15 protein-coding genes and 1 other RNA gene are annotated in these 17523 nt (G+C 71.5%); 4 read left to right on the forward strand and 12 right to left on the reverse strand.

Going from position 1 to position 17523, the window contains the following annotated elements:
• Positions 1-20: 20 nt before the first annotated feature.
• The 6 genes from ACZ5TL_RS10305 to ACZ5TL_RS10330 all read right to left on the reverse strand — a co-directional run bounded on the left by ACZ5TL_RS10305 (position 21) and on the right by ACZ5TL_RS10330 (position 7309).
• Positions 21-1211 (reverse strand): acyltransferase family protein, encoded by a 1191-nt coding sequence (locus ACZ5TL_RS10305; RefSeq protein ID WP_468588937.1) that lies wholly within the window; start codon positions 1209-1211, stop codon positions 21-23.
• The gene (locus tag ACZ5TL_RS10310) at positions 1208-3400 is read right to left on the reverse strand and encodes a bifunctional polysaccharide deacetylase/glycosyltransferase family 2 protein (protein ID WP_468588938.1); all 2193 of its coding nucleotides are present in this window, start codon (positions 3398-3400) and stop codon (positions 1208-1210) included. The genes ACZ5TL_RS10305 and ACZ5TL_RS10310 overlap by 4 nt, the downstream gene beginning before the upstream one ends.
• Before the next feature lie 388 nt (positions 3401-3788).
• Positions 3789-4781, reverse strand: a complete 993-nt coding sequence (locus tag ACZ5TL_RS10315) for a hypothetical protein (protein WP_468588939.1) — start codon at positions 4779-4781, stop codon at positions 3789-3791.
• Between the two features lie 167 nt (positions 4782-4948).
• Positions 4949-5914 carry a LysR family transcriptional regulator gene (locus ACZ5TL_RS10320; protein WP_468588940.1) on the reverse strand — a complete coding sequence of 322 codons (966 nt, stop codon included), beginning with the start codon at positions 5912-5914 and terminating at the stop codon, positions 4949-4951.
• A 250-nt stretch (positions 5915-6164) separates the two neighbouring features.
• Entirely contained in the window at positions 6165-6956 is a 792-nt protein-coding gene (locus ACZ5TL_RS10325) for a hypothetical protein (RefSeq protein WP_468588941.1), read from the reverse strand.
• Positions 6957-6967: 11 nt separating this feature from the next.
• On the reverse strand, positions 6968-7309 hold the full coding sequence (locus ACZ5TL_RS10330; RefSeq protein WP_468588942.1) for a hypothetical protein: 342 nt from the start codon (positions 7307-7309) through the stop codon (positions 6968-6970).
• Positions 7310-7452: 143 nt separating this feature from the next.
• Between ACZ5TL_RS10330 and ACZ5TL_RS10335 the strand changes: the two genes are divergently transcribed.
• The 3 genes from ACZ5TL_RS10335 (at position 7453) to ACZ5TL_RS10345 (ending at position 12009) form a co-directional block, all read left to right on the forward strand.
• On the forward strand, positions 7453-8679 hold the full coding sequence (locus ACZ5TL_RS10335; RefSeq protein ID WP_468588943.1) for an MFS transporter: 1227 nt from the start codon (positions 7453-7455) through the stop codon (positions 8677-8679).
• Positions 8680-8755: 76 nt separating this feature from the next.
• The gene (gene yicI, locus ACZ5TL_RS10340; RefSeq protein ID WP_468588944.1) at positions 8756-11011 is read left to right on the forward strand and encodes an alpha-xylosidase; all 2256 of its coding nucleotides are present in this window, start codon (positions 8756-8758) and stop codon (positions 11009-11011) included.
• Positions 11011-12009, forward strand: coding sequence for a LacI family DNA-binding transcriptional regulator (locus ACZ5TL_RS10345; protein WP_468588945.1), 999 nt, complete (start codon positions 11011-11013; stop codon positions 12007-12009). The genes yicI and ACZ5TL_RS10345 overlap by 1 nt, the downstream gene beginning before the upstream one ends.
• A gap of 48 nt (positions 12010-12057) precedes the next feature.
• Here the strand turns inward: ACZ5TL_RS10345 and ssrA are convergent.
• From ssrA to ftsE, 5 genes are all read right to left on the reverse strand, one after another.
• Positions 12058-12461, reverse strand: a transfer-messenger RNA (tmRNA) gene (ssrA, locus tag ACZ5TL_RS10350).
• 117 nt (positions 12462-12578) lie between these two features.
• On the reverse strand, positions 12579-13058 hold the full coding sequence (gene smpB / locus ACZ5TL_RS10355) for an SsrA-binding protein SmpB (protein ID WP_468588946.1): 480 nt from the start codon (positions 13056-13058) through the stop codon (positions 12579-12581).
• Positions 13059-13104: 46 nt separating this feature from the next.
• Positions 13105-14274 carry a S41 family peptidase gene (locus ACZ5TL_RS10360; protein ID WP_468588947.1) on the reverse strand — a complete coding sequence of 390 codons (1170 nt, stop codon included), beginning with the start codon at positions 14272-14274 and terminating at the stop codon, positions 13105-13107.
• Between the two features lie 68 nt (positions 14275-14342).
• On the reverse strand, positions 14343-15260 hold the full coding sequence (gene ftsX, locus ACZ5TL_RS10365) for a permease-like cell division protein FtsX (RefSeq protein WP_468588948.1): 918 nt from the start codon (positions 15258-15260) through the stop codon (positions 14343-14345).
• A gap of 40 nt (positions 15261-15300) precedes the next feature.
• Positions 15301-15990: a cell division ATP-binding protein FtsE gene (gene ftsE, locus ACZ5TL_RS10370; RefSeq protein ID WP_003990615.1), complete on the reverse strand. Its 690-nt coding sequence runs from the start codon at positions 15988-15990 to the stop codon at positions 15301-15303.
• 288 nt (positions 15991-16278) lie between these two features.
• Between ftsE and ACZ5TL_RS10375 the strand changes: the two genes are divergently transcribed.
• Complete coding sequence (locus tag ACZ5TL_RS10375; RefSeq protein WP_468588949.1) at positions 16279-16470, forward strand: hypothetical protein; 192 nt, start codon at positions 16279-16281, stop codon at positions 16468-16470.
• A gap of 99 nt (positions 16471-16569) precedes the next feature.
• Here the strand turns inward: ACZ5TL_RS10375 and ACZ5TL_RS10380 are convergent, their stop codons facing one another.
• On the reverse strand, positions 16570-17238 hold the full coding sequence (locus ACZ5TL_RS10380; RefSeq protein WP_468588950.1) for a hypothetical protein: 669 nt from the start codon (positions 17236-17238) through the stop codon (positions 16570-16572).
• Between the last annotated feature and the right edge of the window lie 285 nt (positions 17239-17523).

Here is a 17523-nt window from a genome sequence, read left to right on the forward strand (position 1 = left end):
CCCGGGACAGCGAGGTCCGTTCAGCTCCTGCTCCTCCGGGCCCGCGCCCGCGGCTCCCCGTCCGGCCACAGCCGGGGCCTCTGCTTCGCCGCCAGGTCCTCCACCCAGCCGAAGGCCAGGACGCAGTAGCCGATCAGCACCCACACCAGGACCAGCACCGGCCAGGGGCTCTCCAGCAGCCCGGGGACGTTCTGCTCCAGCAGCGGGAAGCGCCACAGGTGGTCCCAGAGGGTCGCGGCGACCAGGATGCAGATGTTGTGCCAGAGGTAGATCGTGACGGCCCGGGAGTTGAGCAGGGTGATCGTCCCGGCCCAGGGGCGCAGCCGGCGCGGCCAGTCGGACCAGGAGGGGCTGACGTGCAGCAGCAACAGCACCGTGCCGAACGACCACAGCGCCTGCGCCAGGGGCATGCTGTCCAGGTGGTTGCCGGTGCCGAAGTCGTGCTCCACGGCGTACCAGAGGCCGGCCAGGGCGATGACGGGTGCCACGGACGGGACGATGTAGCGCGGCAGCCGCCGCAGGATGCCCTCCTGGTGGGCCATGCCGAGGATCCAGCAGGCGCCGAAGGTGGAGAAGTCCGTGAGCGCCGAGGGGACCCGCTCGCCGGGCAGCGTGAGCCAGCCCTGTTCGAAGGCGACGGCCAGGACGATCGGCGCGAGAAGCGTGACGGCCGGCAGGGCGCGCAGGGCCTTCAGCAGCAGCGGCGACAGCAGGACGTACCAGAGGTAGGCGCGGATGTACCACAGCGGGCCCGCGAGGTCGACCGCCCAGTTCTCGCCGATGACGCCGGACACGCCGGGCAGCCCCTCGGCGTACGGCGGGTCGCTGAACGGCACGATCCAGAAGGTGAGATGGAGCCACCACCAGCCGGGGTGCCCGTCCGCACCCGGCCCCCAGCCCTGCAGGACCATGCCGGTCACGCCGACGACACCCAGCAGCCACAGCGGGGGCAGCAGCCGGCGCAGCCGGCCGCGGATCACCTGGACGGGCGGGCGCTTCAGCGAGCGGGCCATGAGGTTCCCGGCGAGCGCGAACATCACGCCCATCGACGGGAACAGCAGCGGCAGCCAGGCCCAGCCCGTCAGGTGGTACAGCACGACACGGAACAGCGCGAGGGCCCGCAGCAGGTCGAAGTACCGGTCGCGTCCGGGCCGTCCGGAAGGGGCCAGCTCCGTCTGCCGCGGAGCCTCGGTCACGGGAGGAGTGGTCATCCGACCGGCCTCCCGTCCCTCTGCTGCTGGGGCGCGGCGGTACCGGCCCCGGGCAGGCCCACCGCGCCCGTGCGCCGCAGCTTCTGCCAGCGCAGCCGGCCGCCGGTGAGGGCGGTGATCCAGGACTGGAGCAGGACGACGTACATGAGCTGGCGGTAGAGGAGCTGCTGCAGCGGGAGCGAGATCAGGTGGGTCATGCGCTCCTTGTCGAGGTGGAACGCGTAGGCCGCGCACACGCCCTGCACCGCGAGGACGCCCAGCCACGCGCCGATGGTCTTCTCGGTCGGGCCGAACACCAGCCCGTACAGCAGGAACACGTCGATCAGCGGAGCCAGCAGCGGCGCCACGACCATGAACATCGACACCAGTGGCAGGCCCACCCGGCCGAAGCGTCCGGAGGGGCCGTGTTCGACGAGGGCCCGGCGGTGCTTCCAGATGGCCTGCATGGTGCCGTACGACCAGCGGTAGCGCTGGGACCACAGCTGCTGGACCGACTCGGGGGCCTCCGTCCAGGCGAGGGCCTTCTCCGCGTACACCACGTGCCAGCCGTCGCGGTGCATGGCCATGGTGATGTCGGTGTCCTCGGCGAGGGTGTCGTCGCTCATGCCGCCGACGCGCTCCAGGGCGCTGCGCCGGAACGCGCCGACCGCGCCCGGGATGGTCGGCATGCAGCGCAGCACGTCGTACATGCGCCGGTCGAGGTTGAAGCCCATGACGTACTCGATGTGCTGCCAGGCGCCGATGAGCGAGTCCCGGTTGCCGACCTTGGCGTTGCCGGCGACGGCGCCCACACGGGGGTCGCCGAAGGGCTGGACGAGTTCGTGGACGGTGGCCGGCTCGAAGACGGTGTCGCCGTCCATCATCACGATCAGGTCGTACCGGGCGTTGGCGATCCCCCGGTTGAGGGCGGCGGGCTTGCCCGCGTTGAGCTGGCGGACGACGCGTACGCCGGGCAGGCCGAGGTTCTCGACGATGCGCGCGGTGCCGTCGGTGGAGCCGTCGTCGATGACCAGCACCTCGATGGGGTGGTCGCTGGCGACCAGGGAACGGACGGTCTGCTCGATGCACTTGGCCTCGTTGTAGGCGGGCACGAGGACGGAGACCGGTTCCGTGACGGGTTCCCCCCAGCGGAAGTCCCGGCGCCTGACCCGGCGGGCGTGCGCGACGGAAAGGATCAGCATCAGCCCGAGACGCCCGAAGACCAGCACGCCGACGACGGCGAGCCCTGCGACGAGGACCCCGGTCGTCTTCTCGGAGGCCTGCACCAGGAAGACCCACGCTTCGCCCTTCACGGCGTCCAGCCCGGCGACCGGGGTGTGCGCGCTGGGGGCTTCCAGGGCGGCGGTGAGGGTGTGGAAGCGGTAGCCCTTGTCCTTCAGCCCGGTGATGTACCGGTCGAGCGCGGCCACGGTCTGGGAGCGGTCTCCGCCGGAGTCGTGCATCAGCACGATGGCGCCCTCGCCGCCCTTCGGCATGGCATTGCTGATGATCTTCTGGACCCCGGGCCGGCGCCAGTCCTCGCTGTCGGTGTCGTTGACGATGGTGATGTAGCCCTTGCTGCCGATGTACTCGGTGACCGGCCAGGACCTGTTGTCCATGTTCTGGGCGAACGACGAGTACGGCGGGCGGAACAGCGAGGTGCGGATGCCGGCCGCCCCGGCCAGCGCGAGCTGGTTCTGGGACAGTTCCCAGTCGATACGGCTCCTGCTCTGCAACGACAGGTCCGGGTGGTTGAAGGTGTGCAGCCCGATCTCGTGGCCCTCGTCGACCATGCGCTGGACGAGGTCCGGGTGACGCGAGGCCATGGTGCCGGTGATGAAGAAGACGGCGTGGGCGTCGTGCCTTTCCAGCACGTCGAGGACCTTCGGCGTCCACGTCGGGTCCGGCCCGTCGTCGAAGGTCAGGACCAGCTCGCGGTCCGGGAGCCCCAGGGTGGTCGGCTTCCCGTTGCGGGTGTCGATGACGGGTCCGCCCTCCAGGATGTCCTTGGGGACGCGGTCGTTCGCCGCGGGCGGCCCGACCCGGTGGTCGGCGAGGATCTCGCTGTGCACGTATCCGCGCAGCATGAGCATCGCCATCAGGGCGACGAGAAGGAGCAGGGGCAGCAGCAGTCGCATGGGCAGACGCCGGCGCCTGGAGCCGCCGGGGGCTCCAGGCGCGGGCCCGGAACGGCGGGTACGGGATGCCATGGGTGGTGGTACTCCGGGTGGTGCGGTGAGCGGGTGTTACGGGGACGGTGACGCGGCATGCGGTGTGACGGGCCCGGTGAAGGCCGCCTGACGGCCTCTCCCGCCGGCCGGAAGCGGGCATGCGGTGTGACGGGCACGGTTGCGCGGCGTGCGGAGCACACCTGGTCGTGCGATGGGTGGTGGCCCGGGCCGGGGCCTGTTGCGAACGTGGCGTCGTCGCCCGGAGGGCGGCCGCGCGGCGTCCGGTGCCTGCTCTCGGCGTGCCGCCCGGAAGCCCTCATACGTAGACGGGCTTTCGGCCGGTGCGGCGAGTGGGGGTCCCCCTGCTCGAAGAGCTCGGGGGAGCGTGCCGGGCGTCGCGCGGCAGGCGGCACTTTCGCAACAGGCCCTAGGCGGCGGGCGTCTCCGCCACGGGCTGTGGCTCGGCCGGGCCCTCGGCGACCGTGCCCGTGTCGTCGTCGACGCCGGGGTCCGTGGTCACGGTCGGCTCGGGCGTGGGGTCGACCGTCGGCGTGGGGTCGGTGGCCGGAGTGGCCGGCGGGTCCGCCGGTCTGCTCGGGGTCGGGTCGGTGTCGACGGTGCCCGGCTTCGGGTTGGTCCGGATCGCGGTCGGCGAGGGCTCGGCGGAGGTGCCTGGGAGGCCGGGGTCCGCGGTGACACCGGGGGCGACGGCGCTGGGTCGGTCGGCCGCGGGCACCGTGGCCTCGCCGGTCGCCGGCGCGCTGCCCGGCGCGGTGGCGCCGGTGCCGGCCGTCGGTGCCGACTCCGTGGGCAGCGGCGGGGTGTCGACCTGCCCGGCGGGCTGGCCCTCCTTCTTGCTGGGCACGGGCAGCCAGGGCGCGTTGGAGTTGCCCGACAGCAGGGTGGTGACGATGACGACGGCGTAGACCCCGCAGGCCAGGGCTATGACCATGCCGATCCGGCGCAGGCGGCGGCTGCGGCGGCCGGACTCGTCGACGAAGACGGGCCGGTCGGCGGCCGCCTCGGCGCCGGGGCCTTCCTTGACCTGCTGGAGGAACCCGTCCCCGAGCTGGACGGCGTCGAGCTGGACGGTGACCTCGTGCGGGTCGTGGGTGTGCTCGGCGGAGCCGGGGTCCTGCCCGGCCGGGCCGGCTTCCTCGTGCTCCCGCCAGGGATCGCGGACCGCCGGCCGGGGACCGGGGTCCGAGGCGAGCGAATCGGCCTCGCCCTCGCTCTGCCGGGGGATGCCGCGCAGTATCTCCGTCCCGGCGGGCAGCCGGAGGCTGGTCGTCCGAACGTCGCCGTCGGCGAAGAACCGGCTGGCTCTCCGGTCGCCGGCTCTGGCGTCCGCTGGGAGTTCCCCGGTGGCCGTGGCGGCCTCGGGCCATTCGGGTTGGGCGTCTTCTCGCCACTTTTTCACGCGCACGCACTTCCCCCCACAGGGATGGTTCAGGTGCGCGTTCGACCTGAGCACCCGTCGTCGGACCGGGCCCCCACCCGTCCGAGCGCCCCCCTATTACCACACCGTGCTCAGGCGTCGAATGTAGCGCACGCGGAGGTTTCGTGTTTGGCCGGTGTCGAATCGTGTCAGCGGTGGGACACCATCAGGACATCGTCGGCGGCCGGGACCCACCCCCCGGCGGGCCGCCGCAGCCAGCCCTCCTCCGCCGCGAGATCCGCCGCCGCCCGTCGCAGCGCGTCGAACCCGGGGTGGCTCAGGCCCCTGCGCCACACCAGGGACACAGGAGACAGCGGAACGGGGTCGACCAGCGGCCGGGACACCGTCGACGGCAGGGCCGGGAACCCCACCACGGCCAGGACCGGGTTGCGCGTTCCGGCCATGACCCGCTGGAACTCCTCCTCTCCGACGGCCATCGGCGCGGGTGGCGCGATCTCGATTCCCCGTCCCTCGAACAGCAGCCGGGCGAGGCCGGTCCACTCCGGCGTGCGCGGATTCCCGGCGCCCGCGTAGACGGTCTCGCCGGCCAGCTCGGCGAGCGGCACCGCCTCCAGCGCGGCCAGCCGGTGGTCCTCGGGCAGCACGACCGCCATCGGCTCGTACCGCACGGGCTGGTGGTCGAGCCCGGCCCGCAGCGCCGGGTCCAGCCCGGCGAACCGGCCGAACGACGCGTCCAGCCGGCCCGTGAGCAGCTCGCCGGCGGCTCCGGTCAGGCCGCTCTCGTAACGGGCCATCAGCTCCAGGCCCGGGGCGAGGTCCCGCGCCCGGTGCAGCACACGGCGGGCGGTGACCAGGCCCGGGGAGTTGAGGTCGACCAGCAGGGGCCGGGCCTGGTCGAAGGCGGCGAGCAGCTCGTCCTGCGCCCGCAGCACGCGACGCGCGTACGGCAGCAGCCGCTCCCCGTCGGGTGTGAGCGTCACCTGCCGGGTGGTCCGCACGAACAGCTCGGCGCCGAGCTCCCGCTCCAGCCGCCGCACGTCCCGGCTGAGCGCCTGCTGGGCCACGTGGAGACGCACTGCGGCACGGCTGAAGTGCAGCTCCTCGGCGACGGTGACGAAGCCACGCAGGAGGCGGGGGTCGAGGTGGGCGGGCATGCCGTGAACCTACAGCGGACGGCGGTACGGGAGCCCGGGGCCGGTGACCGCCGGTGGTCCGCGGTCCAGGAGCCCGGGGGCTGGCTGCCTCCGGTGGTCCGCGGTCCGGTAATTCGGGGCCGGTGGCCTCCGGTGGCCATCGCACCGGGAGCCCGGGGCCGGTGACCACCGGCGGTCTGCGGTCCGGATGCTCTGAGCCGCTCTGAGCCGCTCTGAGCCGGTGACCTCCGGCAGCCTGCGCCCCGGTAGTTCAGGGGCCGGTGGCCTTCCGAGGGGTCTCGCCCTCACCCGTCGCGGCGTCCGTACCGGCGGTCGCCGGAGCCTGCCCGACTCGGTGCCGCGGTGCCGACCGCAGGGGCGGCCGGGTCAGGGTGATCTGCCGGACGACCTGCTGGAAGCAAGCCAGGGCCGCGACCCCGGGCAGGGCCGCCGCCGCGGTGCCGAGGACCGTCCTGGGCGCCTGGACGACGCACAGGAGCACGGCGACGCACGAGAACACCACGACCACGCACCAGGAGTGCACGGCACGGCGCTGGTGCAGCGCGGCCCGCAGCACCGACAGGGAGGCCACCAGCCAGGGCCCGTACACGAGCAGGGGCCACCAGGTGCACAGGCTCCTCTCCGCGGGGGACACGGCGACCAGGCGCAGGGGGTCGTAGGCGACCATGCCGCTCAGGAGGCTCACCGCGGAGGCGATGACGCCCGCCAGGGCGGCGACGAGGAAGCTGGTGATGCGGAGCAGGCCCGAGGCCTTGCGGGTGCGGACCCTGCGGTGGCGCCGGGGGACCTCCCGCACGGGCGGCAGCTCCTCGGTGATGTCCTGCAGCCGCCGCATGTGGACGTCCGGGGCCGGATCCGCGGGCGGCGGTGGATCGTCACGGGGGGCGGGGATCCGCGCCGCCTGCTCCCCGAGGGCCTCCTCGAGAATGAACGCCAGTTCCTCGGCCGGGTCCCAGGTCGGGTCCGGCGGCGTCAGCGGGGTGACGAAATCCCTGGCCGGGGCCCGATGCCGGCCGGTGCCCTCGATTCCATTGTCGTACATGACGCGGCCCGCTATTCCGCAAGAGCGAAAGCGGGCCGATCCGTCGCGCTGATCCACCGTCGGGCGAGATCCTTTTCCAGCACGCTCATCGCGTCGATGAAATCTCGCAGCACCGACTCGGTCACCTGCAGCGTGACCGGGCAACCGCCCCTGGTGAGCATGCCGTTGACGGTGGCCGGCGAGTGCGCTGGAGCGGGAATGTAGGTGTACGGGCCGAGCGTTACCGCCCAGCCGTCTTTCCTGGTCGCCTCGGTCATGTACCAACTAACCGTCGGCCCACTTCGGCGGATGCGCGGCAAACGGGTGAAGGATTTTCCCGAATGAGCATCTTTTCCACGCACCGTGAGGACCATCAGGAACTCTCCATATCTCTGTATGAAGAACAAGGAGCGAATGTTTTCGGCCGGGACGTTTCGGCCGTCCTACAACCCGGGTGCGTGAGTCCGCACGGAACAGGTGTTGGACGGCCTGATCACGGCCGGGCGACGGTGGCCACATGCCTCGACTCGCCCCGTTCCGCCGCCTGTTCCGCCTGCCGGGCGCCCGCGCGTTCACCGCCGGGAACCTGATCGCACGGCTGCCGATGGGCATGTTCAGCGTCAGCGCGGTCATCATGATCGCCGGGACACGGGGCTCGTACGCCCTCGCCGGTGCCGTCACGGCGACGGGGCTCGCGGCGACCGCGGTGGTCGCGCCGTGGACCGCGCGGCTCGTCGACCGGCACGGCCAGGCCCGGGTGGCCCTGCCCGCCACGGTGATCGCCTTCCTCGGCTCCCTCGCCCTGCTGCTGTGCGTCCGCCACGACGCCCCGGACTGGACCCTGTTCGCCTCCTACGCCGCCACCGCCACGACCCCCAACACCGGCGGCATGTCCCGGGCCCGCTGGGCACATCTGCTGGCCGGCGACCCGAAGGCCCTGCACACGGCGAACTCCTTCGAGCAGGCCGCGGACGAACTGTGCTTCATGCTGGGCCCGGTGCTCGCGGCGTTCCTGTGCGGCACGTTCTTCCCGGAGGCGGGCACCCTGGCGGGCGCGGTGCTGCTGCTGACGGGCATGGTCCTGTTCACCACCCGGCGTGCGACGGAGCCGCCGGTCCGCGCACTCATACCCGGCAAGGCACCGCTGCGCGCCCCCGGCATGGCCCCGCTGCTCGCGGTCTGCCTGGCCACAGGCGGCGTCTTCGGCGCGACCGAGGTCGTCACCCTGGCGTTCGCCGACGCCCGGGGACAGCAGTCGGCGGCCGGCGTCGTGCTCGCGCTCCAGGCGGCGGGCTCCTGCGCGGCCGGGCTGCTCTACGGCACGGCGAAGCTCACCGGTCCGGCCGCGTCCCGCATGCCGTGGTGCGTGGCCGCGATGGCGGCGCTGCTGACCCTGCCGTGGCTCGCCGCCACCCTCACCGGCTCGCTCCCGCTTCTGGCCGCCGCGCTGCTGGTTGCCGGGATGGCGACGGCCCCGACCATGGTCACCACCATGACGCTGGTCCAGCATCGCACCCCCGAGGGCCGGCTCAACGAGGGCATGACCCTCGCCGTGACCGGCCTGCTCGGCGGCATCGCCTGCGGCAGCGCGCTCGGCGGCTGGACGGTGGAGCACCTGTCGCCGGCGGCGGGCTACGGCGTCCCGGTGACGGCGGCTGCCGTGGCCCTGGCTCTGTCCCTGCCCCTGGCCCCACCCCCGCGCGGGTCATCGAACCGCTTCACCGATCCCATCCCACCCCATTGACGCCCTCACGCACCCCGCATACGTTCGATCGTCGAAGCGCTTCGACGTCAGGGCGCCGGGAAGTAGGGACCCCCACATGAAGTTCACCGACGGCTACTGGCTCCTGCGCGAGGGCGTCACCGCGGCCCACCCCGCCCAGGTCCTCGACGTCACCGAGTCGGACGGCATCCTGGAGATCCACGCCCCGACCCGGCCCGTCCGCTCCCGCGGCGACCTGATGACCGGCCCCGTCATGACGGTCAGGGCGCACACCCCCATGCCCGGCGTCATCGGCCTGACCCTGACGCACTTCACGGGCGGCGAGCCCCGGCGCCCCGCGTTCGAGCTCACGGCATCGCGGACCAGCCCGCACATCGCGTACGACGACGAGCACGCGACCCTGACCTCGGGCGACCTGTCGGTCCGGCTGGCCCGCGGCGGCCCCTGGCACGTCGAGTTCCTGGCCCGCGGCCGCACGCTCACCAGCAGCGGCCACAAGAACACGGGCATCATGCGGGACGACTCCGGCGCGCACTACCTGCGTGAACAACTGGTCCTGAAGGTCGGCACGTCCGTCTACGGCCTCGGTGAGCGCTTCGGCCCGCTGGTGAAGAACGGGCAGGTCGTCGACATCTGGCAGGCCGACGGCGGCACGTGCAGCGAACAGGCCTACAAGAACGTGCCGTTCTTCCTCACGGACGCGGGCTACGGCGTCTTCGTCGACCACCCGGGCCAGGTGTCCTTCGAGGTCGCCTCGGAGGTCGTCTCCCGGGTGCAGTTCAGCGCGGAGACACAGGAGCTGACGTACTACGTCATCCACGGCCCCACTCCGAAGGAGATCCTGCGCAAGTACACGGCCCTGACCGGCCGCCCGGCCCTGCCGCCCGCCTGGTCGTTCGGGCTGTGGCTGTCGACGTCCTTCACGACCTCGTACGACGAGGAGACGGTGACGTCCTTCATCGAGGGCATGGGGGAGCGGGGGCTCCCCCTCTCCGTCTTCCACTTCGACTGCTTCTGGATGCGCGAGTTCCAGTGGTGCGACTTCCAGTGGGATCCGCGGGTGTTCCCCGACCCGGAGGGCATGCTGGCCCGGCTGAAGGACCGTGACCTGCGCGTCAGTGTCTGGATCAACCCGTACATCGGCCAGCGCTCCCCGCTCTTCGCCGAGGGCAAGGCGCTCGGGCACCTGCTGAGGCGCCCGGACGGCAGCGTCTGGCAGTGGGACATGTGGCAGCCCGGCATGGCCCTGGTCGACTTCACTTCCCCGGCCGCCCGCGACTGGTACGCCGCCAAGCTGGAGGCGCTGCTCGCGCAGGGCGTCGACTGCTTCAAGACCGACTTCGGCGAACGGGTGCCGGTCGATGTGACCTGGTCCGACGGCTCCGACCCGGAGCGGATGCACAACTACTACACGTACCTGTACAACCGCACGGTCTTCGAGGTGCTGCGCAAGCACCGCGGCGAGGAGGAGGCCGTCCTCTTCGCCCGCTCGGCGACGGCGGGCAGCCAGCAGTTCCCCGTGCACTGGGGCGGTGACTGCGAGGCGACGTACGAGTCGATGGCGGAGTCGCTGCGGGGCGGGCTGTCCCTCGGCCTGTCCGGTTTCGGCTTCTGGAGCCACGACATCGGCGGCTTCGAGGGGACCCCGACCCCGGCCCTGTTCAAGCGCTGGCTGGCCTTCGGCCTGCTTTCCTCGCACAGCCGCCTGCACGGCAGCGACTCCTACCGGGTCCCCTGGCTGTTCGACGAGGAGTCGGTCGAGGTCGCCCGCCACTTCACCCGGCTGAAGCTGCGCCTCATGCCCTACCTGTACGAGACGGCCCGCACCGCCCACACCGAGGGCGTGCCGATGATGCGGGCGATGGTGCTGGAGTTCCCGGACGACCCGGGCTGCGCGCACCTGGAACGGCAGTACATGCTCGGCCCGGACCTGCTGGTCGCGCCGGTGTTCAGCGACGAGGGCGACGTCACGTACTACGTCCCCGAGGGCACCTGGACGCACTTCCTCACCGGCGAGACGGTGACGGGCCCGCGCTGGGTACGCGAGCGGCACGACTTCACCAGCGTGCCGCTCCTGGTCCGACCGGGCGCGGTGATCCCGGTCGGCGCGCGGGACGACCGGCCGGACTACGGCCACGCCGACGGGGTGACGCTTAGGGCGTACGGCCTGCGGCCCGGGGACGAGGTGACGGTGCCGGTCGGGGACGTGACCTTCACGGTGGTGCGCGAGGGGGGCACCCTCCGGGCGTCCTGCGGTGACCCGGCGGCGTCCTGGAGTCTGGCCGCGGGCGGGCGCGCGGCTGAGGCCGCGCCCGGAACCGGTTCCCTGACGCTGGAGCTGGAGCCGGCCTGATGGTCAGGATCACGGACGTGGCACGACGGGCCGGGGTCTCCCCCAGCACCGTCTCCTACGCGCTGAGCGGCAAGCGCCCGATCTCCGACGAGACCCGGCGCCGTGTCGAGGCCGCCGTCCGCGACCTGGGCTACCGCCCCCACGCGGGCGCCCGCGCCCTGGCCGGCAAGCCGAACGTCCTGGCGCTGCTGGCGCCGCTCCGGCCCGGTGTGCACGTACCGGTGGTGATGCAGGTGGCGGGGTCGGTGGTGACGGCGGCCCGTGGCCATGACCACGACGTCCTGCTCCTCACCCAGGAGGAGGGCGATCAGTCCCTGGACCGCGCCACGGAGACGGCCTCGGTGGACGCGCTGCTGCTGACGGACGTCGAACTCCACGACCCGCGCCTGCCCGTCCTGCGCTCCCTGGCCCGGCCCTCGGTCCTGATCGGCGTCCCGGCGAAACCGCGCGGTCTGACCTGCGTCGACCTCGACTTCCGCGCCGCGGGCGAGGTGTGCGTGAACCACCTGGCGGGGCTGGGCCACCGCACGGTCGCGCTGGTCGGCTCGCCCCCGGCGGTCTATCTGCGCAGGACCGCCTTCGCCCACCACCTGGTCGAGGGCTTCACGGCCGCGGCCGACCGTCACCGGCTGGTGTCCTCCGTGCACCCGAGCGAGCCGGGCCCGGACGCCGCCCGGCGCCTGGCGGAGCGGCTCCTGGGCGCGCACCCGTCCCCGACGGGCCTGGTCGTCCACAACGAGCCCCTCCTGGAGCCGCTGATCCAGGCCTTCCTACAGCTCGGCCTGCGGATCCCCGCCGAACTGTCGATCACCGCCATCGGCCCCGACGACCTCACGACGACGACCGGTGTCCCGGTCACCTCCGTCACCCTGCCGTCGGCGGAGCTGGGCGCCCGGGCGGTGGACCTGCTGATGCGGAAGCTGTCCGGCGCTCCCGTGCCGCAGACGACCCTGCTGCCGCCGCGCCTGACGGAGCGGGCCGGCACACGTCAGGCATGACGAAGGCCCCGCCGCTCGGAAGCGACGGGGCCTTCGCCCACATGGGATGAGTGGAGATGGCGGGAATCGAACCCGCGTCCAACGGTGTGGAACCAGGGCTTCTCCGTGTGCAGTCGGCTGTGCTTTTCTCGGCCCCGGAGATCACGCCGACAAGTCTCCGACGGGCCCAGTCACTGTGTGGTTTCCCTCTTCACCCCGTGACCGGGATCAAGGTTTAGTTCCCTGAATGATGCCAGGATCCGGGTCGGGAACACCCCCGGGCTGACACTCCCTTAAGTAGGGGAGCCGCTGCTCGCTACCTGAAGATCAGGCAGCGAGGGCGAGCTCGCCCTGGGAGATGGATCGCTTGGAATTGGCGATTATTTTTTTCGGCCTGTGGTTTACGAGATCATGGCCGCTTCCTCGACACGCTTCCCCTGCTTCGACAGCCGCTGTCGAAACCGATCATCCCCATGTTGTTTTTTCAATCCCCCGCGGAGGGGGCTCGCACCCGCCGCTGTGAGGTGCAGATGCCATCGTACGTGACCAACGCCCGACGATGCCACCGTATTCCCGGCGGCCGGTCCGCCCTACCCCCGGGCCTTGCGGCGCACCGCCGAGATCGCCCGCTCGGTCTCCCGGCGGTCCTGCTTCTCGCGGAGCGTCTGCCGCTTGTCGTACTCCTTCTTGCCCTTCGCCAGCGCGATCTCGACCTTGGCGCGGCCGTCCTTGAAGTACAGCGCGAGGGGCACGATGGTGTGGCCCGTCTCGCCCGACTTCGACTCCAGCTTGTCGATCTCCTCGCGGTGCAGCAGCAGCTTCCGCTTGCGGCGGGCGCTGTGGTTGGTCCACGTGCCCTGGCTGTACTCCGGCACGTGCACGTTGTGCAGCCACGCCTCGTGCCCGTCCATCTGCACGAAGCCGTCGACCAGCGACGCCCGTCCCTGGCGCAGCGACTTCACCTCGGTCCCGGTGAGGACCAGACCGGCCTCGTAGGTGTCGATGATGAGGTAGTCGTGCCGCGCCTTCTTGTTCTGCGCGATCATCTTGCGCCCTTTTTCCTTAGCCATAGTGCCGACCATTTTCGCACTACGGAGGGGGCTCCCGGGAAGTCGTTTACGAGGGGCCGGTCAGGCCGCGCAGTACGGCCTCGGCCCGCTGCAGGGCGTCCTCGTCGCTGTCCAGGTCGGGCGTGATGCCCCGGCCGTCGACCCCGCCGCCGGAGGGGGTGCGGTAGTGCCCGACGGTGAGCTCCGCGACGGAGCCGTCGGGCAGCCGGCTCGGCATCTGGACCGAGCCCTTGCCGAAGGTGCGGGAGCCCACGACGAGCGCCCGTCCGCGGTCCTGCAGGGCGCCGGTGAGGAGTTCGGCCGCGCTCATGGTCCCGCCGTCGACGAGGACGACCAGGGGTCTGGTCGTGTCGCCGCCGGGCTCGGCGTGCAGGGCGCGCTGTTCGCCGTCGACGTCGTAGGTGGCGACGAGGCCGGCGTCGAGGAAGGCGGAGGCGGCCGCGACGGCCTCGGCGACCAGGCCGCCGGAGTTGCCGCGCAGGTCGAGGACGATCCCGGCGCCGCGCGGGGCCTGCCGGACGGCTTCGCGGACCTGGTCGCCGGAGTTCTTCGTGAAGGTGTCGACCTCGATGAGGGTGACCTCGCCGGCGAGTTCCCGAACGGTGACCGGCTCCGTGGACAGCTGGGCTCGGCGCAGGGTCTCGGTCCACGCGCGGGTGCCGCGTTCCAGGCCGAGGCGGACGGTGGTCCCGGCGGGGGCGTCGGTGGCGTCCCCGCGCAGTAAGGAGACGACCTCCGTGACGGGCCGCCCGTCGGTCTTCTCACCGTCGACGCTGCGCAGCAGGTCCCCGGCGCGGATGCCGGCGGTCGCCGCGGGTGAGCCGGCGCGCACCTTCGTCACCTCGATACGGCCGTCCCGTTCGCTGCGGGCCCACAGGCCGACGCCGGTGTACCGGCCGTCGAGGGCGTCCTGGAACTCCTCGTACTCGCCCTCGGAGTAGACGGCGCCCCAGCGGTCCCCGCTGCGGCTGACGGCGCGCTTCGCGGCCTCCATCGGGGACTTGCCGTCGGCCATGGCCTCCTCGGCCGCCTTGGTGACGTCCGCGTGGCGCCCGGCCGGGACGGCCGAACGAGCCTGGCCCGGCGCGGACTTCCGGTCGGCCTGCGGCAACGCCCCGGTGGCCGCACCGGCGACGAGCACGCTCGCGAACACCAAGGTCAGGGCGGCCCCGCGGCGGATTCGGCGGGGCTGACAGAACGGGTCACGACCTGACATGCCGGTGAGTCTAGGACAAGCGGAAGGGCCGTACGGCCTGTTGACCGTACGGCCCCTCTTGGTATGCGTCACACCTTCAAGTACTTGCGCAGCGCGAAGAACGCGGCCAACGCGGGCATCAGGAGGCTCGTCGCGAGGATGAGCGGCAGCTTCGTCAGGACGGCGTCCCAGCCGATGAAGTTGATCAGTGTGAGCTGGTCGGCCAGGGCCAGTCCGTGGTCGATGAGGAAGTACCGCGCGACCAGCAGGAAGGTGCACGCCAGGGTGCCGCCGATGAGTCCGGCGACCGCGGCCTCCATGATGAACGGCGCCTGGATGTAGAAGCCGGAGGCGCCCACCAGGCGCATGATGCCGGTCTCACGCCGGCGGCTGAACGCCGAGACGCGCACCGTGTTGACGATCAGCATCAGCGCGACGACCAGCATCAGCGCCATCACCGCGCGTGCGGCCCAGTTCATGCCCTCCAGCAGCTTGAAGAGGTTGTCCAGGGTCTCCTTCTGGTCCTGCACGGACTGCACGCCGTCCCGGCCGTTGAAGGCGGTGGCGATGACCTTGTACTTCTCCGGGTCCTTCAGCTTGATGCGGTACGACTCCTGCATCTGGTCCGGCGTGAGGGAGCTGGCCAGCGGGGAGTCGCCGAACTGCTCCTTGTAGTGCTTGTACGCCTGGTCCTGCGACTCGTACGTGACCGTCTGGACGACCGCCATCTCGGCGAGGTCGGCCTTGATCTGCTTCTTCTGGTCGTCGGTCACCGCGCCCTTGGCGCAGTTGGGGTCCGACTCGGCGTCGCTCTTGTTGCAGAGGAAGATCGAGACGTTGACCTTGTCGTACCAGAAGCCCTTCATGGTGTTGACCTGGTCGCTCATCAGGAGCGACCCGCCGAACAGGGCGAGCGACAGGGCGACGGAGACGACGACCGCGAAGGTCATCGTCAGGTTGCGGCGGAGACCGACTCCGATCTCCGACAGGACGAACTGGGCGCGCATGGCGACTGGTTATGCCTTTCCGTGGATCTCGGGTGCGGGGTCAGTGCTGGTAGCCGTAGACACCGCGGGCCTGGTCGCGGACGAGGCGGCCCTTCTCCAGTTCGATGACGCGCTTGCGCATCTGGTCGACGATGTTCTGGTCGTGCGTGGCCATCACCACGGTCGTGCCCGTCCGGTTGATGCGGTCGAGCAGCTTCATGATGCCGACGGAGGTCTGCGGGTCGAGGTTGCCGGTGGGCTCGTCGGCGATGAGCAGCTTCGGCCGGTTGACGAAGGCCCGCGCGATGGCGACGCGCTGCTGCTCACCACCCGACAGCTCGCCGGGCATCCGGTCCTCCTTGCCGCCGAGCCCGACGAGGTCGAGCACCTGCGGCACGGACTTGCGGATCTCACCGCGCGACTTGCCGATGACCTCCTGCGCGAAGGCGACGTTCTCGCCGACCGTCTTGTTCGGCAGCAGGCGGAAGTCCTGGAACACCGTCCCCAGCTGGCGCCGCATCTGCGGCACCTTCCAGTTGGAGAGGCGGGCGAGGTCCTTGCCCAGCACGTGCACCTGCCCGTGACTGCACCGCTCCTCGCGGAGGATCAGCCGCAGGAAGGTGGACTTTCCGGAGCCGGAGGACCCCACGAGGAACACGAACTCGCCCTTCTCGACCTCCAGGGAGACATCCCTGAGGGCGGGGCGGGTCTGCTTGGGGTAGACCTTGGAGACATTGTCGAATCGGATCACGGATGCACCACGGGTCGCCGGGGGTAGATGAGCGTGACCATACGCGAATCGGGTAGGGGGCCGCAGTCACCGGTCGCGGTTGCGCATCCGATGTGCCGTTTTGTACGCACCTCGGGGGCGCGGGGAGCTGCGCGCTCCCCCCACGGCCCGCAGCCGCGGGACCCCGTGCGACCACCCCTTCGGGAGCGAGCCGCGCACCCTCCGGAGGAACCTGGCAAAGTGGAGGGGGGAACATTCCCGTCCCCCCACACGTTGGAGACGTGGAACCGTCGCAAGGAGGGCAAGCGCATGACGTACGACCGGTTGGTGTGCGCGAACTGTGCGGCCCCCGTGAGCGAGGGCCGGTGCCCCGTGTGCCGCGCGAACCGCGAGCGCCTGCAGCAGGGGAACTTCTTCGTGAACCTGAACCCGATGGCGCTGATCGCCCTGCTGACGGTCCTGATCGCGGCCGTGGCGCTCCTGGCGCACCAGACCGCGTAACGGCGTCACAGCCCTGAGACGAGGCCGAGGGCCCGGAGCGTGACGCTCCGGGCCCTCGGTCTCGCGCTGTACTGGCGGTCCGTACGGACGCGGCTACTGTCAGGCGACAGCTCCGCCGCGTCCGGCCACGAGACGCGGCAGCAGACGGAAGCCGACACCGCCGGCGATCATCGTGGCGGCGCCGACCACCAGGAAGGTGGTCTGCGCGGCACCGGTCGCGGCGAGCTCCTCGCCGTTGCCCTGGGCCTGCGCCGCCGGAGTGTTGTCCGAGCCGGTGTCGGTCAGGGCCGAGGAGCCCTGGTCCTGGGTGGATGCGCCACCGGCGGGGTCGGCGTTGTTGCCGCCGCCGTTGCCGCCGCCGTTCGTCGGATCCTCGGTGGGCTCCGTCGGCTCGTCGGTCGGCTCCGTCGGCTCGTCGGTGGGCTCGGTCGGCGTGCCCGGCTCAGTCGGGGTGCCCGGCTCAGTGGGCGTACCCGGCTCCGTCGGGGTGCCCGGCTCGGTGGGCGTGCCCGGCTCGGTCGGGTTCGGCGCCGTCGGGATGCCGGGTTCCGACGGTTCACCCGGCTCGCTCGGCTCACCGGGCTCACCCGGCTCACCCGGGTTCTCCCCGCCGACGCCCACGCCGACACCGACACTGGTGTCACCGAGGCCGACGTTCACGCCCAGGTCGAGAGCGGATGCGGCACCCGCGGCGGTCAGCGAGGCACCGGCGGCGATCACGGCACCGGCCGCTATCCGCGCGACACGGATCCGTGTCTTCTTCGTCATGTGGTTGCTACCCCCAGTAGCTCATCGTCATTAGGCAGCGTTCGGGGCTGTGCTCGACGGGGACAGCTGCGATGGAAGGCCCCCGGTTCACATGCGCCCCAGAGACACGCATGCCGCGCTTTACCCTTCCCATTTTTCAAAGACACGTCAAGGCCGTTTGCGGGCGCCATGTCCAACTACGGGGGCTATGCCGGGAGTCTGAGCGTGTGAGTGTGACGCAAAACCCAGACATGCGGGCACAGAAAAGGCAACTGCCGTCCTGGCGTCGGCAGTTGCCTTGTCGAC

Source organism: Streptomyces sp. NPDC033136 (genome assembly GCF_055578235.1).